Genomic DNA, 23,235 nt, shown 5'->3' with positions numbered 1-23,235 from the left:
TTTTTTATTGGCCATTCTCAGAGTTTTCTACATAGGTGGAGGCAGCGTAAAATCTGCGACCTAACCGATCAACATATCATTGAACCTATGATCATCGTTAAGTTCACTATTTCAGGCTATTTTCAGGCTATTTTCAGGCTATTTTCAGGCTATTTTCAGGTTAGTATGACACTATATTTCGGGACAAGACCGAAACAACCTGACGTACAGCGTTAATACTTCAAACACACCGCCAACCTCTGATGAGCAAACCTGCTTATGAATCGTAAAAAAATTATTCTGATCGTTATCATTGCAGCCCTGATCAGTGCATTTTTCCTACTGGACCTGGGCAGCTACCTGAATCTTGAATATGTAAAATCACAACAGGACAGCTTACAAAGCTGGGTAGTGAATAACAGGTTATCAGCGATTGCCGCATTTATGCTGATCTACATCGTGGTAACCGCCCTATCCCTTCCCGGCGCAGTGGTAATGACCCTGATGGGGGGGGCGGTATTCGGATTGGTTACCGGTCTGTTTCTGGTGTCATTTGCCAGCGCGATTGGCGCAACCCTGGCGTTCCTGATCTCCCGCTATCTGCTACGGGAGCCATTGACCAACAAATTTTCCAAATATATTGAGCCAATCAACCGGGGGATTGAAAAAGATGGTATCTCTTACCTGTTCACCCTGAGACTGGTACCCCTATTCCCGTTTTTCGTTATTAATGCCGTCATGGGGATGACCCGGATGAAAGCGGGCACCTTCTATTGGGTCAGCCAGCTAGGCATGCTGCCGGGCACCGCAGTTTTCGTCAATGCAGGCACCCAGTTGGCCGCCATCGAAAAACCCGGCGATATCCTCTCACCCAGCCTGATACTCTCGTTCTGTCTGTTGGGCATCTTCCCCTGGATCGCCAAATCCGTTGTTGATGCGGTTAAACGGCGCAGGGTTTATAAAGGCTTTACCCGGCCAAAAACCTTTTCGACCAACATAGTGGTCATCGGTGCGGGTGCCGGTGGATTGGTAACGTCCTACATCGCAGCCGCCACTAAAGCCAAAGTCACTCTGATAGAGCGCCACAAGATGGGCGGCGACTGCCTCAATACCGGCTGCGTCCCCTCCAAAGCACTGATCCGTACCACGCATTTCCTGGCGGATATTCGCGACGCCGAAGGGCTTGGCATCCGTAAAGCTGAAGTAGAATATGAGTTTTCCGAGGTAATGGACCGGGTTCAACGGGTGATAAAAACCATTGAGCCGCACGACTCAATCGCACGCTATGAATCACTCGGCGTTGACTGCGTTACCGGTGATGCACATATTCGCAGCCCCTGGGAAGTGGAAGTAAATGGCAAGATCATCACCACCCGCAACATTGTTATTGCAACCGGCGCCCGCCCGACTCTCCCGGAGATACCCGGTATAGAACTGGTTGACCCGCTAACATCAGACACTATCTGGGGACTGCGTCAGCGCCCTGAACGTCTTCTGGTACTCGGCGCAGGCGCTATCGGTTGTGAACTGGGACAGTGCTTTGCCCGGCTCGGCAGCGATGTTTCAATTCTCTTCAGAGGCAATCAGGTACTCACCCGTGAGGATCAGGATGCCGCTGCCTTGGTTGAAGAACGACTGAAACAGGATGGCATCCGCATCTGCTCCGGCCATACGCCCCTCAGGTTTCAGACAACCCCAACCGGGTTTGAGCTGGTCTGTCGCTACAATGACCAAGAAAAACGTATCGGCTTTGACAAACTGCTGGTCGCCACCGGCCGTACCGCCAATGTCAGCGGATTTGGACTGGAAGAGCTGGGTATCACAGCGAAACCCGGTGGCACCATCCAGGTGGATGCCTATCTACGCACCCGGATCCCGAACATACTGGCCTGCGGTGATGTCATCGGGCCTTATCAGTTTACCCATGCCGCTGCTCACCAGGCATGGTACGCCTCGGTAAATGCACTGTTTGGGCAGTTCCGTAAATTCAAGGTGGATTATTCCTTCATCCCCTTTACCACCTACACCAGCCCTGAAGTAGCGCGTATTGGCCTGAATGAGAAACAGGCGATAGATAAAGGGATTGCCTATGAAGCGGTACGCTACAATCTGGATGAGCTGGATCGGGCGATTACCGATGAAGCCGCATTTGGTTTTGTTAAAGTGCTATTAAAGCCCGGTAGCGATAAGATCATCGGGGTTACGCTGGTCGGCGAACATGCCGCAGAGATGTTGCCGGAGTTTGCCCTGGCGATGAAAAACAAACTGGGCCTGAACAAAATTCTCGGTACTCTGCACGCGTACCCAACCCTTAATGAAGCGAATCGTTTTGTCGCCGGCGAGTGGAAAAAGAAGCATGCACCACAAAAGATTCTCGGCTGGCTGGAGAAGTTTCACCGCTGGAAACGAGGCTGATACGCCTGGAGAGATCACAAATATTTTGCTGGATGAATAAAAAAGCCCTGGCAAAAAATCAGGGCTTTTAAATATCACAAAACTTTAAAATCAATAGCTTGAGAAATAAATATTAAGCTATTTATAACACCAACTCTTTAGTCGTTTCATTCACCAGAATCACTTTACGGTGTGGGAATGGAATCTCAATATTGTTCTCGTCCAGCGCTTTCTTAATCTGTTCAGGCACAGAGTACAACAAATCAAAGTAGTGCTCGCCCTTACAGAATGGCCGCACCAGAAAATCGACTGAACTGTTATTCAGGGTTTCCACTTCAACAAAGGGCGCGGGTGTTTTCAATACATGAGGATGGTTTGCCAGAACCGCTTCGATGACTGCACGAGCGGCATCAGTGCTTTCAGCATACGCCACGCCAAAATGCATATCGACACCCCGCACATCATAATGAGAGTGGTTGATAATCTGATCACCCCAGATCTGCGAGTTAGGCACAATGATCTGCTGGTTATCGAAGGTTTGCAAAATGGTGGTAAACATATCGATCTCTGTCACCTTACCAAAGCGCCCTGCCGCTTCAATGAAATCATTCACTTTATAGGGCCGGAAAATTAGCAGCATAACGCCGGCAGCCAGATTTGACATCGCTCCCTGAAGCGCCAGACCTACCGCCAGACCCGCAGCACCTAGCAGCGCAACGATAGACGCAGTCTGCACACCAAAGCGGTTCAATACGGCGATCATCACGAACGCGATGATGATGTAGCGGGCCACACTGCCGAGAAAGCGGAACAGCGTATCATCAAGGTGTTTGTTCTTTTTGCTGGCAGCAACAATCACTTTGTTCATTCTGCCCGCAACCCATAGCCCCAGCAACAGAATAACAATGGCCAGAAGGATATTGCTTGCCCAGTCCAGCGCTGCTGGAAAGTATTGGTTAACATCAATTTTTTCTAGTAGTTCCGACATCGTTTTATTTTCCCTTATCGTCTTTCCATAGGAGGAGAAAGATCTGAATAACGCTTCACGCTAATAAGCCGAAGCAGTGAATAACAACCCTAATTTTGAGTCAAGTATTCTTACGCAGTCATTGGCCTGCGGATAGCGCATGATTAAAACCATTTTGTTGCCAGGACGGTATCGCAAATATTGTTTACCTCCCCTACTATCCAGTACACTCTATCCCTTACACTTAAAGCATTTTCAAATAGCAAATATCTGACACAGAGTGTCAGTCTCTGCTTTTCTGTTCAAAAAGCCATCCACACCTGTAGCGCTGAAATTAAGGACAATCATTGAGCAACAATAACGCTGTAAAACCCGGTAGCGCAGGCATCTGGGAGGTGATTAAACCGTTATTAGTGCTCAGTGAGCACAAACGCCCTCTGGGATTTCTGGCAATTTCGGCATTCTCTGTCGCGTTACCAGCATTCGTGGGTGCCTGGCTGGGTGAGTTTTCAACGGCGATGTTAGCCTGCATGGGCGGACTGGCCATTCTCTACATGCGACAGACCAACATCTCCCGCAGAATGATGACCCTGGCCACCTGCGCCTTTGGCTTTGCACTGAGCTTTGCTGTCGGCGTATTAACCAGCTTCGACCCTTTAGTTTCAGCGGCAACCCTGACGTTGAATGTCTTTCTGGCAACACTCATCTGTCGCTTTTACGCGGTTCCGCCCCCTGGCACGCTGTTCTTTGTGGTCGTCGCATGCCTTGCCAGAACCATCCCCTTCGATCTGCCTCTGGCCGCTGAGCGAACCGGAATTCTGATGTTCGGTTCAATGAGTGCCTGCTTACTGGCGTTTTGCTATAGCGTTTACCAGATCTATTTTTCTAAAGAGTACACTCACAGACCGACGGAAGAGCCTGATCATCACATCCTCGCAATCAGCATCGAGTCTGCGGCTATCAGTCTGTTTGTCGGTGGCGGATATCTGTTCGCCCTGCTGGTTAACCTCGACAATCCCTACTGGGTGCCCATATCAACCGCGGCGATTATGCAGGGGGCGACGTTTCGCGCCATCTGGCACCGTAATGTTCACAGAATAGTTGGCACGACGATTGGGATGGGTATCGCCTGGGCAATCTTTTCTCTGTCCCCCTCTACCTGGACATTAGCACTGCTGATTTTTCTACTGAGCTTTTTTATCGAAGTACTAATAACCCGTAACTACGGTTTGGCGGTTATATTTATTACGCCTCTGACAGTCATATTTTCAGATGTTGCTATTGCAAACACATCAACAGACATTCTGATACTGTCACGGTTATTCGATATTATATTGGGCAGCTTTATCGGTTATATCGGCGGCTGGGTGATACATCACCGGCCCTTTGTTGATGCTGTTCAAAAATGCCTGGCGAAGCGGTCAGCATAAAGTTGAAACCTGGCAGACACTGGCCCTTTCTGACTCTCATAAACGCCCCATAGACCACCGCAACGGGAAGATCATATTGGGCACAGCGAGATTTAAAAAAAAAGGGCATGACCCATCGGCCATGCCCGTCTCAAAAGACTCTACCCTTGCAAAAGACTCTACCCTTTCAAAAGATTGTCCCTTTCAAAAGCTTATCAGATCGCAGGTTTTAACGAATTATACGTTCCAACCGGATACGGCTTTAACTTCCAGAAAGTCTTCCAGCCCCCAGACACCGCCTTCACGGCCATTACCTGACTGCTTATATCCGCCAAACGGTGAACCTGCGCCTAAGCTGGTACCGTTTATCTGCACCATACCCGCACGCAAGCGACGAGCAACCCGGGCAGCCTTTTCGCTATCCTGGGTTTGAACATAGTCAGTCAGTCCGTAAGGAGTATCATTGGCAATCGCGATCGCCTCTTCTTCAGTATCAAAGGGGATGATTGTCAGCACCGGGCCAAAAATCTCCTCACGGGCGATACTCATCTGATTATTGATATCGGCAAACACTGTCGGTTTAACGAAATAGCCTTTCTCCAGCCCTTCTGGCTTACCCGGGCCGCCCGCTACTACGCGGCCACCCTCGGCAATACCTTTTTCAATCAGGGCCTGAATCTTGTCATATTGCAACTGTGACACCACCGGGCCGATATGCCGACCATCAATTGCTGCACGATCAACCGTAGTCTGACTGGCAATCTCCGCAGCGGTTGCTACCGCCTGATCGTAGATCGAACGTTCCACCAGCATCCGGGTCGGGGCGTTACAGGACTGGCCACTGTTATTGAAGCAGTGACGGACGCCACGCATCACGGCCTTATCATCAGCATCGGCAAAGACGATATTGGCACCCTTACCACCTAGTTCCAGTGCCACACGCTTAACGGTGTCCGCAGCGTTCTTAGAGATCGCGATACCGGCACGGGTTGAACCGGTAAAGGAGACCATGTCCACTTCCGGATGTCCTGTCAGGGCGGAACCAACACCGGCCCCATCACCGTTCACCAGATTAAACACCCCGGCAGGAAATCCCGCCTGATCGATCATCTCAGCGAATAACATCGAAGACAGCGGCGCGATTTCAGAGGGTTTTAACACCATGGTGCAGCCTGCAGCCAGTGCGGCAACCACTTTCAGGGTGACCTGATTCATCGGCCAGTTCCACGGTGTAATCAGGGCACAGACACCAATGGCCTCATGCAGAATACGATTATCCGGTGCATGCGCCCCCAAAGGCTTGTCAAACTCATAACCCTTCAACGCCCGGATCAGGCTTTTAATATGTCCAGAACCACTGCCGCACTGAGCGGTGCGAGCCAGCGCAATCGGCGCGCCCATCTCTACAGAGATCGCCGCAGCCATCTCCTCTGAGCGTTCATTATATATATCCTGAAGTTTCTCAAGCAGCGCCAGCCGCTCCTCTTTTGACGTTTGGCTCCACTGATCAAAAGCTCCTCGGGCGGCGGCCACTGCTGCGTTAGCATCTGCCTCACCCCCCAAAGAGATGACAGCGCAAACCTCTTCAGTCGATGGGTCAATCACCTCAAAGTCATTACTCTGAGTCGGGGCAGTCCACCGACCATCAATATAAAACAGGCGTTTATCAGACATGTTCTTTTCCTTTCTAAATACACATTTCTAAAACACAGACACAGATATAGCCCTGACACAGCCACTTATGCAAGTGGTAACGCTGATAACAGTGGATATCACTAATGTTAACGATACAAGGATATGAAATCACTTTCCAAGCGCTCCTGCATCTAACCGACGAGACCACTCCGCGGGCTTTCAGGCCAGGCATTTGTACAAAAATGATCTGAAAAACAGCAAATTAATATTAGTAGGAGGCTAAAAAGTACTAATCCTAATTTTCTTATCCTATAGAGCGTTATATCTATTGTCATGACGTTATACAAAAGTAGAAAATAGCGGCCTTATAAAATTTTGATGTTGAGAATAACAATGCATTATCTGTTACTAGGCCTGATTATCCTCGCCTTTGTACTGATCGTCTTTGAGGATGTTGTTCATCTGAACAAAGCAAAGTCGACGCTGTTTATCGGTACTCTGGTCTGGATCTTAGCCTTCGTTTTCCCCGAAAAATCACCTCAGGCAATACAGGAAGCGCTCAATGAGCAGCTCCTTGATATCGCTATACTGTGGCTGTTCCTGATGGCCGCGATGACCTTTGTGGCCTATCTCAACGAAAAAGGCCTGATTACCCAGCTGGTTTACCGAATGCTCCCCAGTGAGCTGAAGCTTAGCTCACTGATGATTCTGATCGCACTCTTGGGTCTGATGTTCTCATCGCTGGCAGATAACATCACCGCATCGCTGATCATGTTATCTCTGCTGGCCTCATTAAAATTACAAACCAAAGACACCCTGAAGTTTGCTGCGTTGATTGTATTTGCGGTTAACTCCGGAGGTGTATCGCTGATTACCGGCGATGTGACCACGCTGATGATCTTCCTCAACGGTAAAGTCTCAATTCTCAACCTGCTGCTGCTGGTCATTCCAGCCATCATCGGTGTTGCGATTCTGGCACTGATTCTGATGCAGGGCAGCAACGAGATTATCACCCTGCCAAAGTTCAAGCGTCCCATCGCCGCTGGTGACAAACTGATTGCCGCACTGTTTCTCCTGACCATCATCAGCACTCTGGCGATGAGCGTATTATTCGCTGTGCCACCGGTGCTGACCTTCCTGTTTGGCCTGGCGCTGATGTTTATTGTCCACCGGATTATTTTTCGCAAAGAACAGAACCCGAATGTGCTGGAGTATGTCCGCGAAATCGAGTTTGATACTCTGCTATTCTTCCTTGGGGTGCTGCTGTTAGTCGGCATGCTGAAAGAGCTATCCGTACTCGAACTACTGCCTGAGCTGTATACGCTGATGCCAGCGGTTGTGGCCAACTACATCATCGGTATTCTTTCTGCGTTCGTGGATAACGTACCGCTAACTGCGGCAATTCTGCAATCGGACATTCCGATGACAACCAGTGAATGGTTGGGTCTGACCTATGCGGTAGGCGTTGGTGGTTCAATTCTGATCGTCGGTTCTGCTGCCGGTGTAATTGCGCTGAGCAAACTCGAAGAACTTTCTTTTATCAGCTATCTGCGCTTTATTCACTGGCTGCTGATCGCTTATACCTGCGGTTATCTGGCGGTGATGGGGCTGACTCATCTGCTGCTCTGAATCGTTAAGCTGAAGACTGTCACTATCAGTCCAGCGGGGCTTATCTGTCCCGCTGGTTTCTGAACGCCCCCGGGCTCAGCCCGACTCTCCTTTTAAAAAACCGTGAAAAGTACGCTGGGTCTTTAAACCCCAGGTCATAGGCAATCAGCGAAGCCGGAGCGGCGGTGTAGATCAAAAACCGCTGAGCTTCCAGAATCAGCCGGTCCTGCAATAACTCACTGACGTTTTTCCCTGCCACCGCTGCACACGCACGGTTCAGACCGATGGGCGTGGTATTCAGCATCTCGGCATACTGATTCGCCGACAGGTGTTCCCGATAGTGCATCTCAATCAGCTGACATAGCTCTTTATAGCGCTGCTCATAGCGGCTACCCACTTCAGAGCGACCGTAAGCTGAGTGCAGCTTACGTCCGATACGCACCAGCAGTGAGAATAGCAACCACTCAAACATCAGTGCCTTGGCGGGTTGATTGTCAAAATACTCCCGCCTCAGATCTTTGACCTGCTGATCGATTAATGCCTGATCCGGATCGTTCTCTGAGAGTGGGATAATCAGTGCTTTACTCAACAACTCCTCTTTGAAAGGAAAGCGTCGCTGAAACTGTTCATCCAGCATCAGCAGCTGCGATACGGTCACCACGGCGCCTTCGGTTCGCTCCTGATCAAACTCAAATCCATGCACCACCCCAGCCGGCAGCGTAATCAGACAGGGGCCGGATTCCACCTGCTCCAGACCATCGATATGGATTCTGGCACTGCCTTTACGTATGTAGATGATTTGAAACATCTTCGGGTGAGTATGGATATTAATGGTCCAGTCAAACAGCTCTGCCCGGGTGCGGATATCCTCGATATGGATAAACTCCGGATCCCCAAGTGATTGCTCTTCGCTGTAGAGTGAGTAGGTTGAAATTAGCCGCTCAGTCCCGGCATCACTGTTAGTTTTATTCATCATTTCTAGCATTAAGTGCATTTATTGATAGTTTAACTGTTATAAAAGTACAATGCTTTGCTCAGAATATCCATTTTTAAAGTATGTTATTACTCCTACACTGAACACAGTTCCAATAACAAGAACGAAACTGTTGTGAGGAGTGCGAATGTTCAGATTTAATCCATATTCACCCGAGATCGACGCCGATCCGTTTCCGGCTTACGCCACCCTGCGGGCGGAATACCCCTGTTTCTGGAGCGAAGATGCTGAGATGTGGGTGCTGTCCCGTCACAAAGATATTGTGATGGCACTGAATGACTGGGAGACCTTCTCCTCAGCCAAAGGCAACCTGGTGAATGAACTGCCTGGCCGTGCAGGCTCAACCCTGGGCACCACAGATCCACCCCGTCACGACCGTCTACGTGCGCTGATCCAGAAAGCAGTGACCAAACGGGCACTGGCTCACCTGATGGCTCCGGCTCAATCCGTTGCGCAGAAGCATCTGGAAGCTCTGAAAGGCCGTGAACAGTTTGATTTTGTGGCTGAGTTTTCATCAAAGTACACTGTAGATCTGATCGTCTATCTGTTTGATCTGCCACCGGCTGATCTGGAAACCGTGCGTGATAAAGCGGTAATGATGGTTCAGACTGACCCGGTTACCCGTCAGAAAGGCCCTGAACACCTGGCGGCCTATGAATGGATGCGTGAATATGCCGGTAATCTGGTGCAGGAACGCAAGAAGAACCCGGGTGAAGATCTGCTGAGTCAGTTTATTCTCTCTGAGATCGATGGTGATAAGCTGAAAGATGAAGAGATTCTGCTGACCGTTACCACGCTGATTATGGCGGGTATCGAATCACTGTCTGGCTTTATGACGATGCTGATCAAGAACATCACCGATCATCCTGAAGTGCGTGAAGCGCTGGTGGAAAATCCGGATCTGATTCCGGATGCGATTGAAGAGAGCCTGCGTTTCAATACATCTGCACAGCGCTTCCGTCGCTGTGTGATGAAAGAGACCACGCTGCATGGTCAGACGATGAAACCCGGTGACTTTGTTATTCTCGCCTATGGCGCGGGTAACCGTGATGAGGATGTGTTCCCGAATGCGGATGTCTATGACCTCAGCCGCAAGCCAAAAGGCCACCTGGGCTTTGGTGGCGGGGTGCATGCCTGTCTGGGTACAGCTATTGCGCGCCTGGCGTGTAAAGTGGCGGTAGAAGAGTTACTGCTAGCGTTCCCTAACCTGTCTAAAGTTGATCAGGAACTGCGCTGGATGCCTTCGACCAACTTCCGCAGCCCGCTGGAGCTACAAGTTAAAGCGTAAATGTTTATATAATCATAAAAAAAGCCAGCCTCTGTAGCTCAGAGGCTGGTGCTCTTTTTAGGACCGAATGGGGACAGAATCTATGCCAACCGTTAATTATGTAAGTTTCGATGGACAGTCTACTCAGCTTGAGTTGGCCGAGGGTATGACCATTATGCAGGGCGCCGTGATGAATGGCGTTGAAGGTATTGAGGGTGAGTGCAGTGGTTCCTGTGCCTGCGCAACCTGTCACTGTTATGTTGATGACGCCTGGTTGGCTAAAGTGCCGGCGATGTCAGAAAACGAAGATGAGATGCTCGACGATACCGCCTCTGAACGTAAGCCCAACAGTCGTCTGAGCTGCCAGATCAAAGCCACCGCTGCACTGGATGGCATCGTCATCCATATGCCTGAGGAGCAGGAGTAATGAGTGGCGTTGTCATTGTTGGCGGCGGTCATGCTGGCTATCAATGCGCTGATTCACTGCGCCGCTCAGGCTATGACGGTGAGATTACCCTGGTCGATGGTGAAGGCCATCTGCCCTATCAGCGTCCACCTCTGTCGAAAAGCCATCTGCTCAACGATACTGGCGAAGAGGTGCTGCTGTTCCGCACTCAAAGCTACTACGATGACCACAACATCGGTTTGAAACTCGGTCACCGGGTCACCGCAATCCATCGTGCTGATAAACAGGTTGAGCTGGATCGCGGTGAAACGCTGAGCTACGACAAGCTGGTGCTGGCGACTGGAGCAAAACTGCGACAGCTTGATCTGCCCGGATCAAACCTGAATGGCGTCGGCTACATAAAAAGCCTGGATGATATCCGCTATATCCAGTCTCACCTCAGCCAGACTGAAGAAACCGTTATTATTGGCGGCGGCTTTATCGCACTGGAGTTTGCGGCTACCGCGGCAAAACTGGGCAAGAAGGTTACGGTACTGGTCAGAGGCCAGCGTATTCTGGCAAACGCAGTCACCCCGGAACTGTCTCAGTATATGCTCGATATCCACCATCAACATGGCGTCGATATCCGCTTTGGTGCTGAGGTTGACCATATTGCCGATGATGGCAGCGGCAATGTTGAAGCGGTGCGGCTGAAAGATGGCACACTGCTACCCGCTCAGCTGGTGCTGGCAGGCATCGGTGTCACCGCAGATACCGAACTGGCGGTTGCTGCAAAACTGCTCTGTCACGATGGTGTGGTGGTCGATGCCCAGTGTCGTTCTAATGATCCTGATATTTTTGCCGCCGGCGATTCAGCCCGCTACGACAACCCCTTCACCGGTACTGAGATCCGCCTGGAATCGGTGCAGAATGCGGTTGATCAGGCAAAAGTGATCGCTCAGGTAATCGCAGGTCAGGACGCCGAATACCATTCAGTGCCCTGGTTCTGGTCTGATCAGTACGATATCAAACTGCAGATGGTGGGTGTCCATGACGGCTATACCCATTTCTATCAACGCGGTAGTCAGGAGGACGACAAGTTTTCGCTGTTTTTCTTCCGCGATGAGAAGTTGATAGCGATACACACAGTCAATCGACCAGCCGATCATATGGCCGGTCGCAAGCTGATCACTGCCGGAGTATCGCCCACTCAGGCACAGATAGAAGATGCTGATTTCAAACTCAACAGTCTGGTGAAAAAATAACGTCTAAAGCAGATACAATTATGCTCAAAACCCGCTGTTGCGGGTTTTCACATTTACACCGTCGGCAGGGTTATCTGCTATTTTGTTAACGTGTTTTTAAATTAGACATAAAAACGTTATTTCGTCCTGATTCCTTCGCTTGATACATTGCCTTATCCGCTGCTTTCAGAATTTTTTCTTCACAACGTTCATTCATACCAAACAGCGTCAGCCCAATACTCGCCGTGCAGTGATGTTCCATCGTGGTTACCGCTCCTTCATGCTCACGCCTCAATATATAAGGCAGCGCCAGCGAGGCACGAATTTTTTCAGCCACGCTTAGAGCTTGCTTAATGGACAGTGCCATATCAATATGGAGTTCGCTCAACAAAACCACAAACTCATCACCGCCGATTCGCGCCACGGTATCGGTGCTTCTGACGCAGGTGATCAGCCGCTGCGCCACCTCAATTAACAGCAAGTCACCTGCTTCATGTCCATGAGTGTCGTTAAGCGGTTTGAAATTATCCAGATCGAGAAACATAACGGCACCATACATACCACTGCGAAACGAGGCTGCAATAGCCTGTTTTAATCTGTCGTGTAGCAGGCGCCGGTTCGGGAGTTGTGTCAAAGCATCGTTAAATGCAAAGTGATGAATCTGTTCTTCCGCTTTTTTCCGTTCCGTAATATCTTCTGTAATCCCCATAATTTTGGTTACTGAAGACTGATTGTTAAGGATCGGTACAAAGCAGGATTTATATGTTCTCCCACTCATAATCGCAGCGTCATATTCGAAATGGCTGGTTTCACCGGCATATGCTTTTTCAAGCAAGCCAGCAACCCGGTCACAGTCTGATACACCGACATTATCGAGGTACAGGCTCCCCAGTATCGCGTCCTCCCCGGTTAGCCCATTCATACATAACCCGGCCTTATTGATGGAAATAATACGGCCATCCATATCGATTTCATGAATGCTCACCGGCGCATTTTCAATCAACACACGTTGATTATATTCACTTTGGCGCAAAGCCCGATTAATTTTTTCATTTTCTTTAAGTGCGACTTCCAGCTCACCCGTTCGACCTTTTACCTGATCTTCAAGCATGATAGCGGTTTGAAATAGGGTAAATTCTGAGCCCTTGATACTGGTATTGCGCTCAGCGTGGTTCATCAACGATTGAATAATCTTATTTAATCGTTTTATCTCGGCCTGTAAGTCATCAACAGAAGGTGCTAACTGTTCAGTCATCATGTGTCCCTCTATTCAGCATTAATAGCCTCGCCAATCACCACGCCGGTAAGGGTCTGGTTGATATGCACCCCACCGTACTGTTCACCGTAACTGCTAAAACCAATGGTATTATTTTCTTTAAACAGACGCTCAACCTGGGACTCAAGACCCCGCTGACGAACCTCTAGATTGCGCAGGATACAATCACAACCTATCACCAGTTGCGGGTGGCCGACCTTGCTATTGAGGGTTGCAAAGGTCTCCTGTAAATTTTTCACCAGACTGACGCCATGTGCCACCCGGAACACTACCCCTTCCTCGATTGCACAGTAAAAAGTCAGACTGCCGTCAGCATTAACTTTCTGGATGGAGCGCACATAATCGGTGCCATCAATCAATACAACCACTGGGGACTCGGCAAAACGCATAGAATCGAGTTCACTAACGGCTACACCGACCAGACGCGAATACTCTTCTGCTGCTGGCAAGCCATTAATCTCTTTCACTATTCGCTGTGTGGTATCGGCCTCGGTAACCACCATCCGCTCATCACTCGAAACAAAATGCTGGGTTTTAAACAGAGTGAAAGGATTACTCGTGTTAATCACGACAACCACCGCACTGTCGGTATGAAACTGGCCACCACTAAAAACAGATGAAGAGATAAACTTCTGGTCATCTCCGGCAGACCCGCCAACCAGCCTGATATCACCAAGTGAGTGTTGCAGTGAATGAGTGACCACCTCTTCACACATTGACAGACCATCAATCATCATAAATGCGAAACTGTTCTGTCCATCAGCATACGGCACTTTGCTCTCCAGCTGTTGCAGCACCCCCTGAACACAGTCATTCCCCTGACTCAGCTCAAACTGTTTCAGCCCATTCAGGGCTCCACTGACAATTGTAAATTGTTGTCGGGGGAAGCTGACACCAGATAAACTATGCTGTAGGTATCCGGCTGGCCCGATCTCTCCCGCCGTAGTACAGCCAACCACCTGAACCCCCTCAAACAGCCGATTGACTTCTTTGGCAAGCACTTCAAGATCGTATTTACTGGAACAGAAAAAAAGCACCAGCTCCATATCAGGCTGGCTGACCTTTGCGAAAAACTCGGCAACCGCTGCGGAGGTATCGGTTAGACAGGACTGAGCTAAGCGAATACTGTTATTGTTGTGCATAGGAGCTACCTTGTTTGATCATGAAAGTTTAATCAGTAAGGTAAGAACGGTCCTTAGTATTCCCTGTAGGCCGAAAGCGTAAAGCATGTTCCTACGCCTGTTCAAATCACTTCGAAATGAGATCACTGCCAACACCTATACAGTATATACCCCCAAATCACTGATCAGGCTTAATTAACTCTTCAGACACCTCAAATTGAGACCCTGATCAGGCTATCAATCTTCCACCCTCTTACTTTACTTGCCGCATCACGTCTACTCATCCACCAGAATCACATCCACTGGGAACGGCCCCATACCAAACACCAACTTATAAAACTGCAGCTCCCCGACTTTATAAAACATCTGATCCTGGCTACTGAGATAATCAAACTCTTCCCGTATTCGGCGCAAATTGTTTTGGATCTGCAGTACACTACCCTTGCTCATCAGCCGGCTAGCGGTTGTAAATGCATATTCAGAATCTTTCTCATGATCCAGGCAGTGCGCGATATAACGTCTGTTAATCCCCTTAATCAGATCGGCCAGCTTGCCTCCCATACGCCATTGAATCGGCAGAGGTACGCAGAAACGAAACCGATCAGCGGACTGCAGCTCAATCAACCCAAGCTTCTCCAGTGCTCGCAAGTGCAGATATAACTTTGCTTTATCCACTTCCATCAGACTCTGAACGGTCGGAATATCGACCTGTGAGACCAACAGTATCAATATCATAAACAGCTGCTTATCTGCTGCCAGCGCAGCTTCAACAGATTCAGGCAAAAACTCAGGTATCTGCCTGAAACGCTGTTGCATCTGAACCAACTCATCGATGCTTAATCCGATGATCGAGCATATTTCCAAAAGCCGACTCATCTTACAGTCTTTCTCTTTAAACAAACGCTTGATAGATAACTCACTCATATTCATCTCTGCCGCCAATCGAGCATAGGTAAAGCCCCGGGCTTTCAGCGCTTGTTTGAGCAGAGTAAACAGATTCTCACGTTGCTGGTCGTCATCAGCCGCGAGACTCGATTGTTTTATGCCACCTGAAGCCAGATCTGTCATTTAGGTACCTGATGCGCCGTTAAAGTATCAAAAAAAGATACCCCATATGAATTTTATAAAATCAAGGATCAAATATAGCACAATCGGGCTCTATTACCTCAAGGAGCTAACCATGAACACAACATTTCAAACCCTCTTACGTACGTCTGTCGTAGCACTATCAATCGCTTCCCAGACAGCAATCTCTGCACCGCAGCTATCCTGGAGTCTGGAAGGCTTCGATGAACCGGAGTCTGTGCTAGTTCATCCCACCCAACCTCTGCTGTTCGTCTCAAATATGAACGGTAGCCCGACCGAACTGAATGGCAAAGGCTATATCAGCTTGCTGTCCAGCGAAGGCAGGATAATCCGCCACGTCTGGGTTAACGGTATGAATGCCCCCAAAGGTATGGCGATGGACGCACAATACCTCTACGTCGCGGATATGCAGCAGTTACATATAATCGATATCGAACAGGGCGTACTGGTTAAGTCGGTGAAAGCGGCCAGCAGTAAAATGCTCAACGATGTCACCATCGATGATAAAGGGGTCGTCTATATCAGTGACCTGCTGGGAGGCGGTCTGTACCGTTATATGAATAACACCCTGAGCCAATGGATCACGGCTGAGCAGTTGCCGCATCCTAATGGCCTGATTTTCAGGGAGGGGAAACTGATTGTCGCCACCTGGGGGGAAGGACTCAAAGAGGACTTCTCAACGGAGACTCCGGGAGGGCTGTTTGCGGTTACCCCAGAGACGGCAACCCTGACTCCCTACAAAGATGCGCAGCAGTTTGGCAATCTTGATGGTGTTACCGCTATGGGCGATTCTCTGCTGATCAGTGACTGGATGAATGGCAATATTTTCGAGTTCAAAAACGCAGCGGTTCACCTGCTGTTCAATGCCGGAAAACATTCAGCCGACATCGCCGCCAAGGGGGATCAGTTGTATGTACCGATGATGTTTTCACAGCGCATTGATGCTTATAAGATCAAACATTAACAAGCACCTACATGCAATCTATAACATTCACTAATACTAGTAACTATATGATTATTAATAACTGTTACAAGTATATATCATACAAATCATTACAAAAAATCTGTTCATTAAAAACAACGCTCATTTAATTAACCGCTAGCACTGGCGTTACCGGGAATAACGCCAGTGCTGTTTTTTTGATTGAAAACCAGCCCCCTACCAGCCCTCTCCTATTGCCTCTTTTATAGTAAAACAACACCTACAATTGCCCCTGAGTTCGCGGGCACAACTGACGAATAAGTTCAGGCTATCAGCCTTATGAAGATATCCAATTTAGTTCTGCTGCTATCAACAGCTATAACTAATGGGTAGCCAAAAATGAACTAAGCTACAGACTACTTAAGCGATCACAGGATGATCTAAACAGCATCAGCACACGTAGCCATTTCAAACGGCTCACCTGGCTTGTGATGTCATTTTGTTATTAATCATCAGGTGACCGCGTATTTAACCAAGGAGGATAAGATGAGTGAGAGTAACAATACCCCTGCAGGCAAGTGCCCTTTCATGCATGGTTCCAGAACACAGATGAGTGATCGGGGCACCGCCAATCAGGATTGGTGGCCAAACCAACTCAACCTTAAAATCCTGCATCAGAACGCTCCTCAGATCAGCCCACTGCCTGAGGGTTTTAGTTATGCCAATGAATTTAAAAAACTCGATCTGTCCGCCCTGAAGCAGGATCTCTATGATCTGATGACCGACTCTCAGGAATGGTGGCCGGCTGACTATGGGCATTACGGCCCGTTCTTTATCCGTATGGCATGGCACAGTGCAGGCACCTACCGTATCGGCGATGGCCGTGGCGGCGCCGGTTCTGGCTCACAACGTTTTGCCCCGCTGAACAGCTGGCCGGATAACGGCAACCTCGACAAAGCTCGCCGACTGCTGTGGCCCATCAAACAGAAGTACGGTAACAAAATATCCTGGGCCGATCTGATGATTCTGACGGGCAACTGTGCGCTGGAATCGATGGGCTTTAAAACCTTCGGCTTTGCCGGTGGGCGTGAAGATATCTGGGAACCGGAAGAGGATGTCAACTGGGGCGCAGAACAGGAGTGGCTGGACAACAAACGTTACAGCGGTGAGCGGGATCTTGAAAATCCGCTGGCCGCAGTACAGATGGGCCTGATCTACGTTAACCCTGAAGGTCCGGATGGTAATCCTGACCCACTGGGTTCTGCCCGTGATATCCGCGAGACATTCGCCCGAATGGCGATGAATGATTATGAAACCGTCGCGCTGACCGCTGGCGGCCACACCTTCGGTAAAACCCACGGTGCCGGCGACCCGGAAAATGTCGGCCCGGAACCAGAAGCCGCCGGAATTGCCGAGCAGGGATTAGGCTGGATAAACAGCATGGGCAGCGGTAAAGGGGTTGATACCATCACCAGTGGACTGGAAGGCGCCTGGACGCCAACGCCAACTCAGTGGGACAACAGCTATTTTGATACTCTGCTGGGCTATGAGTGGGAACTCACCAAAAGCCCCGCCGGTGCGCAGCAGTGGACGCCAATAGATGCCGCAGCGAAAGATACGGTTCCCGATGCACATGACCCGTCAAAACGTCATGCTCCCATGATGTCGACCGCGGATATGGCGATGCGGGAAGATCCTGATTACCGCAAAATATCTGAACACTTTCACAACAATCCAGATGAGTTTGCCGATGCCTTCGCCCGTGCCTGGTACAAACTGACCCACCGGGATATGGGCCCCCTCTCCCGCTACCTCGGTTCTGAAGTGCCTGCAGAGGAACTGATCTGGCAAGACCCACTGCCAGCGGTGGACCATGAACTGATCCACAACCGGGATATTGTGGTATTGAAAGGGGAGCTGCTTAAGTCGGGCCTGTCGATATCGCAACTGGTATCCACCGCCTGGGCTTCAGCGTCCACCTTCCGCGGCTCAGATATGCGTGGCGGGGCTAACGGTGCCCGCATCCGCCTGGCACCGCAGAAAGACTGGGAAATTAACCAGCCTGCAGAGCTTGCTACAGTACTGGATACACTGGAAGGCATTCAGTCTCGATTTAATACTGCCCAGTCCGGCAACAAAAAGGTGTCAATGGCTGACCTGATCGTACTGGGTGGTTGTGCCGCTATTGAGGAAGCGGCTATTGCTGCCGGTCAACCCGTTACCGTGCTGTTCAAACCGGGGCGCACTGATGCAACCCAGGCGCAAACCGACATTGAGTCCTTTGCTCCACTGGAACCCGCCGCGGATGGTTTCCGTAACTACCAGAAAGCCCGCTACAGTGTGTCAGCAGAAGAGCTGCTGATCGACAGAAGTCAACTACTAACGCTCACGGCTCCTGAGATGACTGTCCTGATTGGCGGCCTGCGGGTACTGGGGGTCAATAGCGGCAATGTTCAGCATGGTGTCTTTACCCAGCGTCCGCAAACGCTGTCCAACGACTTCTTTATCAATCTATTGGATATGGCGACCCGGTGGAAAGCCACCTCTGAAGATGAAGAACTGTTCGAAGGTTATGATCGCAGCAGCGGAGAGCTGAAGTGGACCGCAACCCGGGTTGATCTGGTATTCGGTTCCAACTCACAACTGCGAGCCATTGCGGAGGTCTACGCTCAGAGCGATGCCCGGCAGAAGTTTGTCACCGACTTTGTCTCGGCCTGGAATAAAGTAATGAATGCTGATCGCTTTGAGCTTAACTAAACCGTTAATCAGACCCGGTAAATAATTATTTAACACTAAAGGGCGCACGCCTCATGGGTGCGCCTTTTCATATTCCCTGCCTCAACTTTTTACTCCGTCTTAACACCCGACTCGACACCCCTCTGTAATATTTAACACAATTCCCAACGATACACAGAGCCTTATCAGCGCCACCAACTCACTACCCCTTCCGTGATATGGCCCTTAGTGACACCCGGACGTAAGCTCTGAATAGATTTAAATAGAAATTGTTTTGGTTATAAACAGCTTTAGATCTGAAAAATATAATAATCCAAAGGAGTTACAACCTGATGAGCAAAAAATACCCTTTAAAGTCTGCCCTGGCTTGTGCAAGTGTTATCGCCACATTAGTCAACGGTGGAAGTGTGAATGCCGCATCGACAGTTGACCCATTGGTTGCAGCAGTAGGCCCTGTATCAGATGTACCGGTTGCCGTTCAGAACACCCGCTGGGCAATGTTACAACCTTACTTCAATACACTAAGCTTTCGCAGCATGGACAGGCTGTTTACTACCCGCAAAGTAACTCACTCAGGCATACCCAGCCCACTATCCCGCACCGACAAGCCGCTAAACTTCAACTATCAGTTTAATGGCGAGAGCTACACTCCGGATCAGTTCCTCAACAGAACCTACACCAATGCGTTATTGATTATGAAAGACGGTAATATCGTCTATGAGAACTACCGCAACAACAGCGATGCCCAAAGCCACTTTATGGGCTGGTCAATGACTAAATCACTCACCTCCATCCTGATCGGCTGTGCTCTTGAGGAGGGTCGAATTAAGTCGCTGGATGACGATATTAGCGACTACCTGCCTGAACTCAAGGAGGGTGCATACAACGGCGTTACTATCCGTCAGGTGCTGGGCATGCGTTCCGGCGTGGATTATGAAGAACGCTATGACTTCGAAAACCCTGGTCTGGCAGCCCGCAACCATATTCTCGCACTGGTGAAGAATGTTGCCCGCTTCGTCGAGCCGGCCAAAACCATCAAACGCGCCCATAAACCGGGTGAAGTTTTCGCCTATAAAACCATCGACACTGCAGTGCTTGGTCTGCTGATTGAACGTGTTTCAGAGGGCGGCACCATCGCCTCCTATATGACCAAACATCTGTGGGAACCCCTGGGCGCAGAGTCTGACGGTTTCTTCATCATGGATGGACAGCCCGATGTAGGACGGGAGTTTAATGGCGCAGGCTACAATGCCACAATGAGAGATTACGCCCGTATTGGCAAGATGATGCTGAACGAAGGACAGATTAACGGCAAACAGATTGTCTCACCTGAGTGGGTAAAACTCTCAACAAAATCGGTAGGGCCCGAAGACCGTGACGGTGGCCCCGGTGGTTATGGCTACCAGTGGTGGACCGTTGCTGACAGCGACGCCTATACAGCGATTGGTCTACAGGGACAGTTTATCTTCGTCGATCCGACCAGCAACACCGTGATCGTCAAACTAAGCTATTTTCCACCCGGTGATGATACCGAGCTAACCAATGAATCAGTTTCATTTTTTACTGCGGCTGCCGCATGGAAACCGGAATAAACTGCTAGCCTGAAACGCCAGCAGAAATGATAAAGAGGCGGCGTTGATCGGTTGTAGCTATATAAACACCGATTGCTGCCTCTTTTACTTTTCAGACTATTTCATGCCGACGCCGGTTTCGACCTATGAGAAGTGAATTGCCGAGATTAGCACGCTCTCTTCCCCCAGCACCCAGGTTTTATGCCCGCGACCGGTGGTATCGTCAAGCAACACAACATCCCCCGCTTTACAGATAAACCGCTCTCCATCGCCCACCTCAAACTCACAGCAGCCCGACATCAGAATCAACCATTGCCTTACAGGTGTGGGGTGCCAGTCACCATGCCATGCGGCAGGTAGTTCCAGAAACACTGAGCTATCAGCTTTAGTCAGTGCCGTAGTATTCAGCGAGGCAGCGGGTGGCGCGTAGTGTATCGATTTAAGTTCAATCGACTCTTTTCTACAGTGAGAACATCCATCTGCATCGGCAAATATCCGTATATACTCAATACTGCTCATAACCAGCTCTCCATATTGAATGAATGCGTGCATCCTGACGCACTTAATTGACACATACAACTATACCTTAGTGTTCTGCCGACACTCATGATCCCGGTGCGTTAAACGTTATTTTTCAGTGAACGCGAGGCGCACCCCGAGGCCACAATAAATACCGCCAACCACCCGATCCTGCCAGCGTAACACCAGTGGATTGCGCTGCAGAAAACGGCTCACCTGCCCGGCGCTAACCGCCACCAGAATCGTCGTCAGCAGCCCCATTAGCACGAACAGTAAACCAAGAATAATCAGCTGCAAGCCCACTGAGCCATTTGTCGGGTTAACAAACTGCGGCAGAAACGCGAGAAAAAACATTGCCGATTTAGGGTTGAGAATCTCCAGCACAATCGCCTGCCGGAAAGCGGTTTTTGCATTCAGAGAGGGGGCGGCTAGCACAAGACCCGTATCGGCTCGCTTCAAAATAGCCTTCACCCCCAGATACACCAGATAGGCCGCTCCCATATATTTAACAATGGCAAACAGCAGCGCTGAAGCCAGCACGATAGCAGAGATTCCCACCACCGCTAACAGCGTATGCACCAGATCACCGGCAGCAATACCCAAACCGGTAGCCATTCCCACCCGGGTACCCGAACGGGTGGCTCGCGCAAGCGTCAACAACACCGCAGGCCCCGGAATAAAAACAAACCCCAGCAGGATTGCCAGATAGGTCAGCAGTGTCGTTTGATCGATCATTCTTACACCTTCATTGTCGAGCTTAAATTTCAGAGCTTATTTTTAACAGCTTATTTTTAATGAGCTTACTTTTCACAGCTAAATCGTCGCAGCAAAGATATCACCCCTGATAGAAACCCATTATCAACTATCACAGAGTAGCCTACGTCAGAGGTACAAGGCCCTTAGATCAGAGCGTGTAAGCTCCGAGTTTGTAAGGTCCGAGCTTGTAAGGTCCGAGCTTGTAAGATCAGGGCCTGTAAGAAAAGCGCTTCGATACTGACTCATCTCTCCTGACCTCGATATACCACTCAGGCTTCATCTCATCGAAATCAGATCGAATATTCGATGGCAGATAGCTTGCAGAATCGAGAACAAAAGCCTGATTTTCATCACGCTGAAAAACAACCCAGTGCCAAAAGCTCTTCCCTGCATCCTGATGATGTTTGATGGACAGCAGCGCCATATCAGGCAGCTTACTCCAGGACTCAAAAGGGATCTCATCAGCGGATGTATCAACACCCGAATGTGACAGCAATCGTCTTACATACTGAGTGTCAGACCAAAGGGCTTTATCTGCAGCATAGATACCCATAGCGTTTGCGATGGCCTTCATCTCTGCGTAACTCTTTCCCAGGATATTCGCAACAGAGGCGATTCCACATCCGGTCGGTTCTTCCTGTACGACGGGTTTAAGCACGCTTGCCTCCCTGAATAGTCTTATCGATAAAGTTATTTAGTTCAGTCACCGAGCGGATCACGTAGAGCGTTTTATTAACCGCGAGTTTATCCAGCCGCTCCATAAAAGCCTGATTCCAGAACCCCGGACACAGTCTTAACGTTTTGTAGCTTTGCAGCGTCCCCTTAAACACGGAGCTTCCCTCTGGCCAGCCTTCTGGTCTGACAACCAGGCCCTTCAAAAGCCGCTTTGTCACCAGCCAGTAACTGGTAAGATAGGGCAGATCGATGTAGATCAGAGTATCGGCGGTCTCCAGTCGTGTATAAAAGGATGCTATCGGGCCAAATCCATCAATGATCCAGCGATCAGACGACAGGGCTTTGTCATGCGCTTCATCGAATGTTGTACGATCAACCAGCTCACCACTTTTCTGATACACCATTAAATCCAGCTGATATAGCGGTATACCCGTGGCTGATGCCAGCGCTTTACTCAATACAGATTTGCCGCTGCCCGGTTTACCAAAAACAGCTATTTTATTCACACTACCTCCTTAACACAGATAATTCCCATGAGGCAGAAACAGAAAACCCACCTCTTGGGTGGGTTTGAAAAATTGTACGCGCAACAACCATCCCACCATTCCTAAAGAATGATGATAAATCGTACTGCCTGCTGCTTAAGGTTCGTTTTCATGGTTTTATCGTTATATACAAGACATTAATTGTC

The 23,235-nt window shown here is 49.6% G+C and carries 20 protein-coding genes; 9 read left to right on the top strand and 11 right to left on the bottom strand.

All coding sequences use genetic code 11. From position 1 onward, the window contains the following. Nucleotides 1–258 precede the first annotated feature (258 nt). Complete coding sequence (locus tag Q0499_RS03080; RefSeq protein WP_299195933.1) at nt 259–2,394, top strand: bifunctional TVP38/TMEM64 family protein/FAD-dependent oxidoreductase; 2,136 nt, start codon at nt 259–261, stop codon at nt 2,392–2,394. Between the two features lie 121 nt (nt 2,395–2,515). Here Q0499_RS03080 and Q0499_RS03075 read toward each other — a convergent pair whose 3' ends face one another. Next, complete coding sequence (locus tag Q0499_RS03075; protein WP_299195931.1) at nt 2,516–3,361, bottom strand: mechanosensitive ion channel domain-containing protein; 846 nt, start codon at nt 3,359–3,361, stop codon at nt 2,516–2,518. Nucleotides 3,362–3,687: 326 nt separating this feature from the next. On the opposite strand from Q0499_RS03075, the gene Q0499_RS03070 reads away from it, so the two are divergent. Continuing rightward, nucleotides 3,688–4,770: an FUSC family protein gene (locus tag Q0499_RS03070; RefSeq protein ID WP_299195929.1), complete on the top strand. Its 1,083-nt coding sequence runs from the start codon at nt 3,688–3,690 to the stop codon at nt 4,768–4,770. 216 nt (nt 4,771–4,986) lie between these two features. On the opposite strand, the gene Q0499_RS03065 is transcribed toward Q0499_RS03070, so the two are convergent. Further along, nucleotides 4,987–6,423 carry an aldehyde dehydrogenase family protein gene (locus Q0499_RS03065; protein WP_299195927.1) on the bottom strand — a complete coding sequence of 479 codons (1,437 nt, stop codon included), beginning with the start codon at nt 6,421–6,423 and terminating at the stop codon, nt 4,987–4,989. A 354-nt stretch (nt 6,424–6,777) separates the two neighbouring features. On the opposite strand from Q0499_RS03065, the gene nhaD reads away from it, so the two are divergent. After that, entirely contained in the window at nt 6,778–8,013 is a 1,236-nt protein-coding gene (gene nhaD, locus Q0499_RS03060; protein WP_299195925.1) for a sodium:proton antiporter NhaD, read from the top strand. Between the two features lie 40 nt (nt 8,014–8,053). Here nhaD and Q0499_RS03055 read toward each other — a convergent pair whose 3' ends face one another. Further along, on the bottom strand, nt 8,054–8,965 hold the full coding sequence (locus Q0499_RS03055; protein WP_299195923.1) for a helix-turn-helix domain-containing protein: 912 nt from the start codon (nt 8,963–8,965) through the stop codon (nt 8,054–8,056). A 148-nt stretch (nt 8,966–9,113) separates the two neighbouring features. Here Q0499_RS03055 and Q0499_RS03050 point away from each other — a divergent pair, with 148 nt between their 5' ends. The 3 genes from Q0499_RS03050 (at nt 9,114) to Q0499_RS03040 (ending at nt 11,903) form a co-directional block, all read left to right on the top strand. Further along, nucleotides 9,114–10,274, top strand: coding sequence for a cytochrome P450 (locus tag Q0499_RS03050; protein WP_299195921.1), 1,161 nt, complete (start codon nt 9,114–9,116; stop codon nt 10,272–10,274). Between the two features lie 82 nt (nt 10,275–10,356). Continuing rightward, nucleotides 10,357–10,680 carry a 2Fe-2S iron-sulfur cluster-binding protein gene (locus tag Q0499_RS03045; RefSeq protein WP_299195919.1) on the top strand — a complete coding sequence of 108 codons (324 nt, stop codon included), beginning with the start codon at nt 10,357–10,359 and terminating at the stop codon, nt 10,678–10,680. Continuing rightward, the gene (locus Q0499_RS03040; protein ID WP_299195917.1) at nt 10,680–11,903 is read left to right on the top strand and encodes an FAD-dependent oxidoreductase; all 1,224 of its coding nucleotides are present in this window, start codon (nt 10,680–10,682) and stop codon (nt 11,901–11,903) included. The genes Q0499_RS03045 and Q0499_RS03040 overlap by 1 nt, the downstream gene beginning before the upstream one ends. A gap of 85 nt (nt 11,904–11,988) precedes the next feature. Here Q0499_RS03040 and Q0499_RS03035 read toward each other — a convergent pair whose 3' ends face one another. The 3 genes from Q0499_RS03035 to Q0499_RS03025 form a co-directional block, all read right to left on the bottom strand. After that, nucleotides 11,989–13,137 carry a GGDEF domain-containing protein gene (locus Q0499_RS03035; RefSeq protein ID WP_299195915.1) on the bottom strand — a complete coding sequence of 383 codons (1,149 nt, stop codon included), beginning with the start codon at nt 13,135–13,137 and terminating at the stop codon, nt 11,989–11,991. 11 nt (nt 13,138–13,148) lie between these two features. Then, nucleotides 13,149–14,300 (bottom strand): nitric oxide-sensing protein NosP, encoded by a 1,152-nt coding sequence (gene nosP / locus Q0499_RS03030; protein WP_299195913.1) that lies wholly within the window; start codon nt 14,298–14,300, stop codon nt 13,149–13,151. A 255-nt stretch (nt 14,301–14,555) separates the two neighbouring features. Then, nucleotides 14,556–15,347, bottom strand: a complete 792-nt coding sequence (locus Q0499_RS03025; protein ID WP_299195911.1) for a helix-turn-helix transcriptional regulator — start codon at nt 15,345–15,347, stop codon at nt 14,556–14,558. A gap of 112 nt (nt 15,348–15,459) precedes the next feature. Here Q0499_RS03025 and Q0499_RS03020 point away from each other — a divergent pair, with 112 nt between their 5' ends. The 3 genes from Q0499_RS03020 to Q0499_RS03010 all read left to right on the top strand — a co-directional run bounded on the left by Q0499_RS03020 (nt 15,460) and on the right by Q0499_RS03010 (nt 20,615). Then, nucleotides 15,460–16,329 (top strand): hypothetical protein, encoded by an 870-nt coding sequence (locus Q0499_RS03020; RefSeq protein WP_299195909.1) that lies wholly within the window; start codon nt 15,460–15,462, stop codon nt 16,327–16,329. Nucleotides 16,330–16,833: 504 nt separating this feature from the next. Continuing rightward, nucleotides 16,834–19,044, top strand: a complete 2,211-nt coding sequence (gene katG / locus Q0499_RS03015; RefSeq protein WP_299195907.1) for a catalase/peroxidase HPI — start codon at nt 16,834–16,836, stop codon at nt 19,042–19,044. Nucleotides 19,045–19,355: 311 nt separating this feature from the next. After that, nucleotides 19,356–20,615, top strand: a complete 1,260-nt coding sequence (locus Q0499_RS03010; RefSeq protein WP_299195905.1) for a serine hydrolase — start codon at nt 19,356–19,358, stop codon at nt 20,613–20,615. A 123-nt stretch (nt 20,616–20,738) separates the two neighbouring features. Here Q0499_RS03010 and Q0499_RS03005 read toward each other — a convergent pair whose 3' ends face one another. From Q0499_RS03005 to Q0499_RS02990, 5 genes are all read right to left on the bottom strand, one after another. Continuing rightward, the gene (locus Q0499_RS03005) at nt 20,739–21,113 is read right to left on the bottom strand and encodes a hypothetical protein (RefSeq protein ID WP_299195903.1); all 375 of its coding nucleotides are present in this window, start codon (nt 21,111–21,113) and stop codon (nt 20,739–20,741) included. A gap of 108 nt (nt 21,114–21,221) precedes the next feature. Then, on the bottom strand, nt 21,222–21,848 hold the full coding sequence (locus tag Q0499_RS03000) for a LysE family translocator (RefSeq protein ID WP_299195901.1): 627 nt from the start codon (nt 21,846–21,848) through the stop codon (nt 21,222–21,224). 147 nt (nt 21,849–21,995) lie between these two features. Continuing rightward, a complete protein-coding gene (locus Q0499_RS23650) occupies nt 21,996–22,115 on the bottom strand; it encodes a pentapeptide repeat-containing protein (protein WP_363317768.1) in 120 nt (39 codons plus the stop codon). Then, a complete protein-coding gene (locus tag Q0499_RS02995) occupies nt 22,078–22,527 on the bottom strand; it encodes a hypothetical protein (protein ID WP_299195899.1) in 450 nt (149 codons plus the stop codon). Before Q0499_RS02995 ends, Q0499_RS23650 begins: the two co-directional genes overlap by 38 nt. Next, the gene (locus Q0499_RS02990; RefSeq protein ID WP_299195897.1) at nt 22,520–23,050 is read right to left on the bottom strand and encodes an adenylate kinase; all 531 of its coding nucleotides are present in this window, start codon (nt 23,048–23,050) and stop codon (nt 22,520–22,522) included. The genes Q0499_RS02995 and Q0499_RS02990 overlap by 8 nt, the downstream gene beginning before the upstream one ends. Between the last annotated feature and the right edge of the window lie 185 nt (nt 23,051–23,235).

The sequence above is a fragment of the uncultured Amphritea sp. genome (genome assembly GCF_937127095.1).
Taxonomy (GTDB): domain Bacteria; phylum Pseudomonadota; class Gammaproteobacteria; order Pseudomonadales; family Balneatricaceae; genus Amphritea.
This window is presented reverse-complemented; position numbering and strand designations above follow the sequence as displayed.

Bases quoted from the DNA above. Each gene is read 5' to 3' on its own strand.
- Q0499_RS03080 (WP_299195933.1), top strand. From the start codon at position 259: ATGAATCGTAAAAAAATTATTCTGATCGTTATCATTGCAGCCCTGATC.
- Q0499_RS03075 (WP_299195931.1), bottom strand. From the start codon at position 3,361: ATGTCGGAACTACTAGAAAAAATTGATGTTAACCAATACTTTCCAGCA.
- Q0499_RS03065 (WP_299195927.1), bottom strand. From the start codon at position 6,423: ATGTCTGATAAACGCCTGTTTTATATTGATGGTCGGTGGACTGCCCCG.
- nhaD (WP_299195925.1), top strand. From the start codon at position 6,778: ATGCATTATCTGTTACTAGGCCTGATTATCCTCGCCTTTGTACTGATC.
- Q0499_RS03055 (WP_299195923.1), bottom strand. From the start codon at position 8,965: ATGAATAAAACTAACAGTGATGCCGGGACTGAGCGGCTAATTTCAACC.
- Q0499_RS03050 (WP_299195921.1), top strand. From the start codon at position 9,114: ATGTTCAGATTTAATCCATATTCACCCGAGATCGACGCCGATCCGTTT.
- Q0499_RS03045 (WP_299195919.1), top strand. From the start codon at position 10,357: ATGCCAACCGTTAATTATGTAAGTTTCGATGGACAGTCTACTCAGCTT.
- Q0499_RS03040 (WP_299195917.1), top strand. From the start codon at position 10,680: ATGAGTGGCGTTGTCATTGTTGGCGGCGGTCATGCTGGCTATCAATGC.
- Q0499_RS03035 (WP_299195915.1), bottom strand. From the start codon at position 13,137: ATGACTGAACAGTTAGCACCTTCTGTTGATGACTTACAGGCCGAGATA.
- nosP (WP_299195913.1), bottom strand. From the start codon at position 14,300: ATGCACAACAATAACAGTATTCGCTTAGCTCAGTCCTGTCTAACCGAT.
- Q0499_RS03025 (WP_299195911.1), bottom strand. From the start codon at position 15,347: ATGACAGATCTGGCTTCAGGTGGCATAAAACAATCGAGTCTCGCGGCT.
- Q0499_RS03020 (WP_299195909.1), top strand. From the start codon at position 15,460: ATGAACACAACATTTCAAACCCTCTTACGTACGTCTGTCGTAGCACTA.
- katG (WP_299195907.1), top strand. From the start codon at position 16,834: ATGAGTGAGAGTAACAATACCCCTGCAGGCAAGTGCCCTTTCATGCAT.
- Q0499_RS03010 (WP_299195905.1), top strand. From the start codon at position 19,356: ATGAGCAAAAAATACCCTTTAAAGTCTGCCCTGGCTTGTGCAAGTGTT.
- Q0499_RS03005 (WP_299195903.1), bottom strand. From the start codon at position 21,113: ATGAGCAGTATTGAGTATATACGGATATTTGCCGATGCAGATGGATGT.
- Q0499_RS03000 (WP_299195901.1), bottom strand. From the start codon at position 21,848: ATGATCGATCAAACGACACTGCTGACCTATCTGGCAATCCTGCTGGGG.
- Q0499_RS23650 (WP_363317768.1), bottom strand. From the start codon at position 22,115: ATGAGTCAGTATCGAAGCGCTTTTCTTACAGGCCCTGATCTTACAAGC.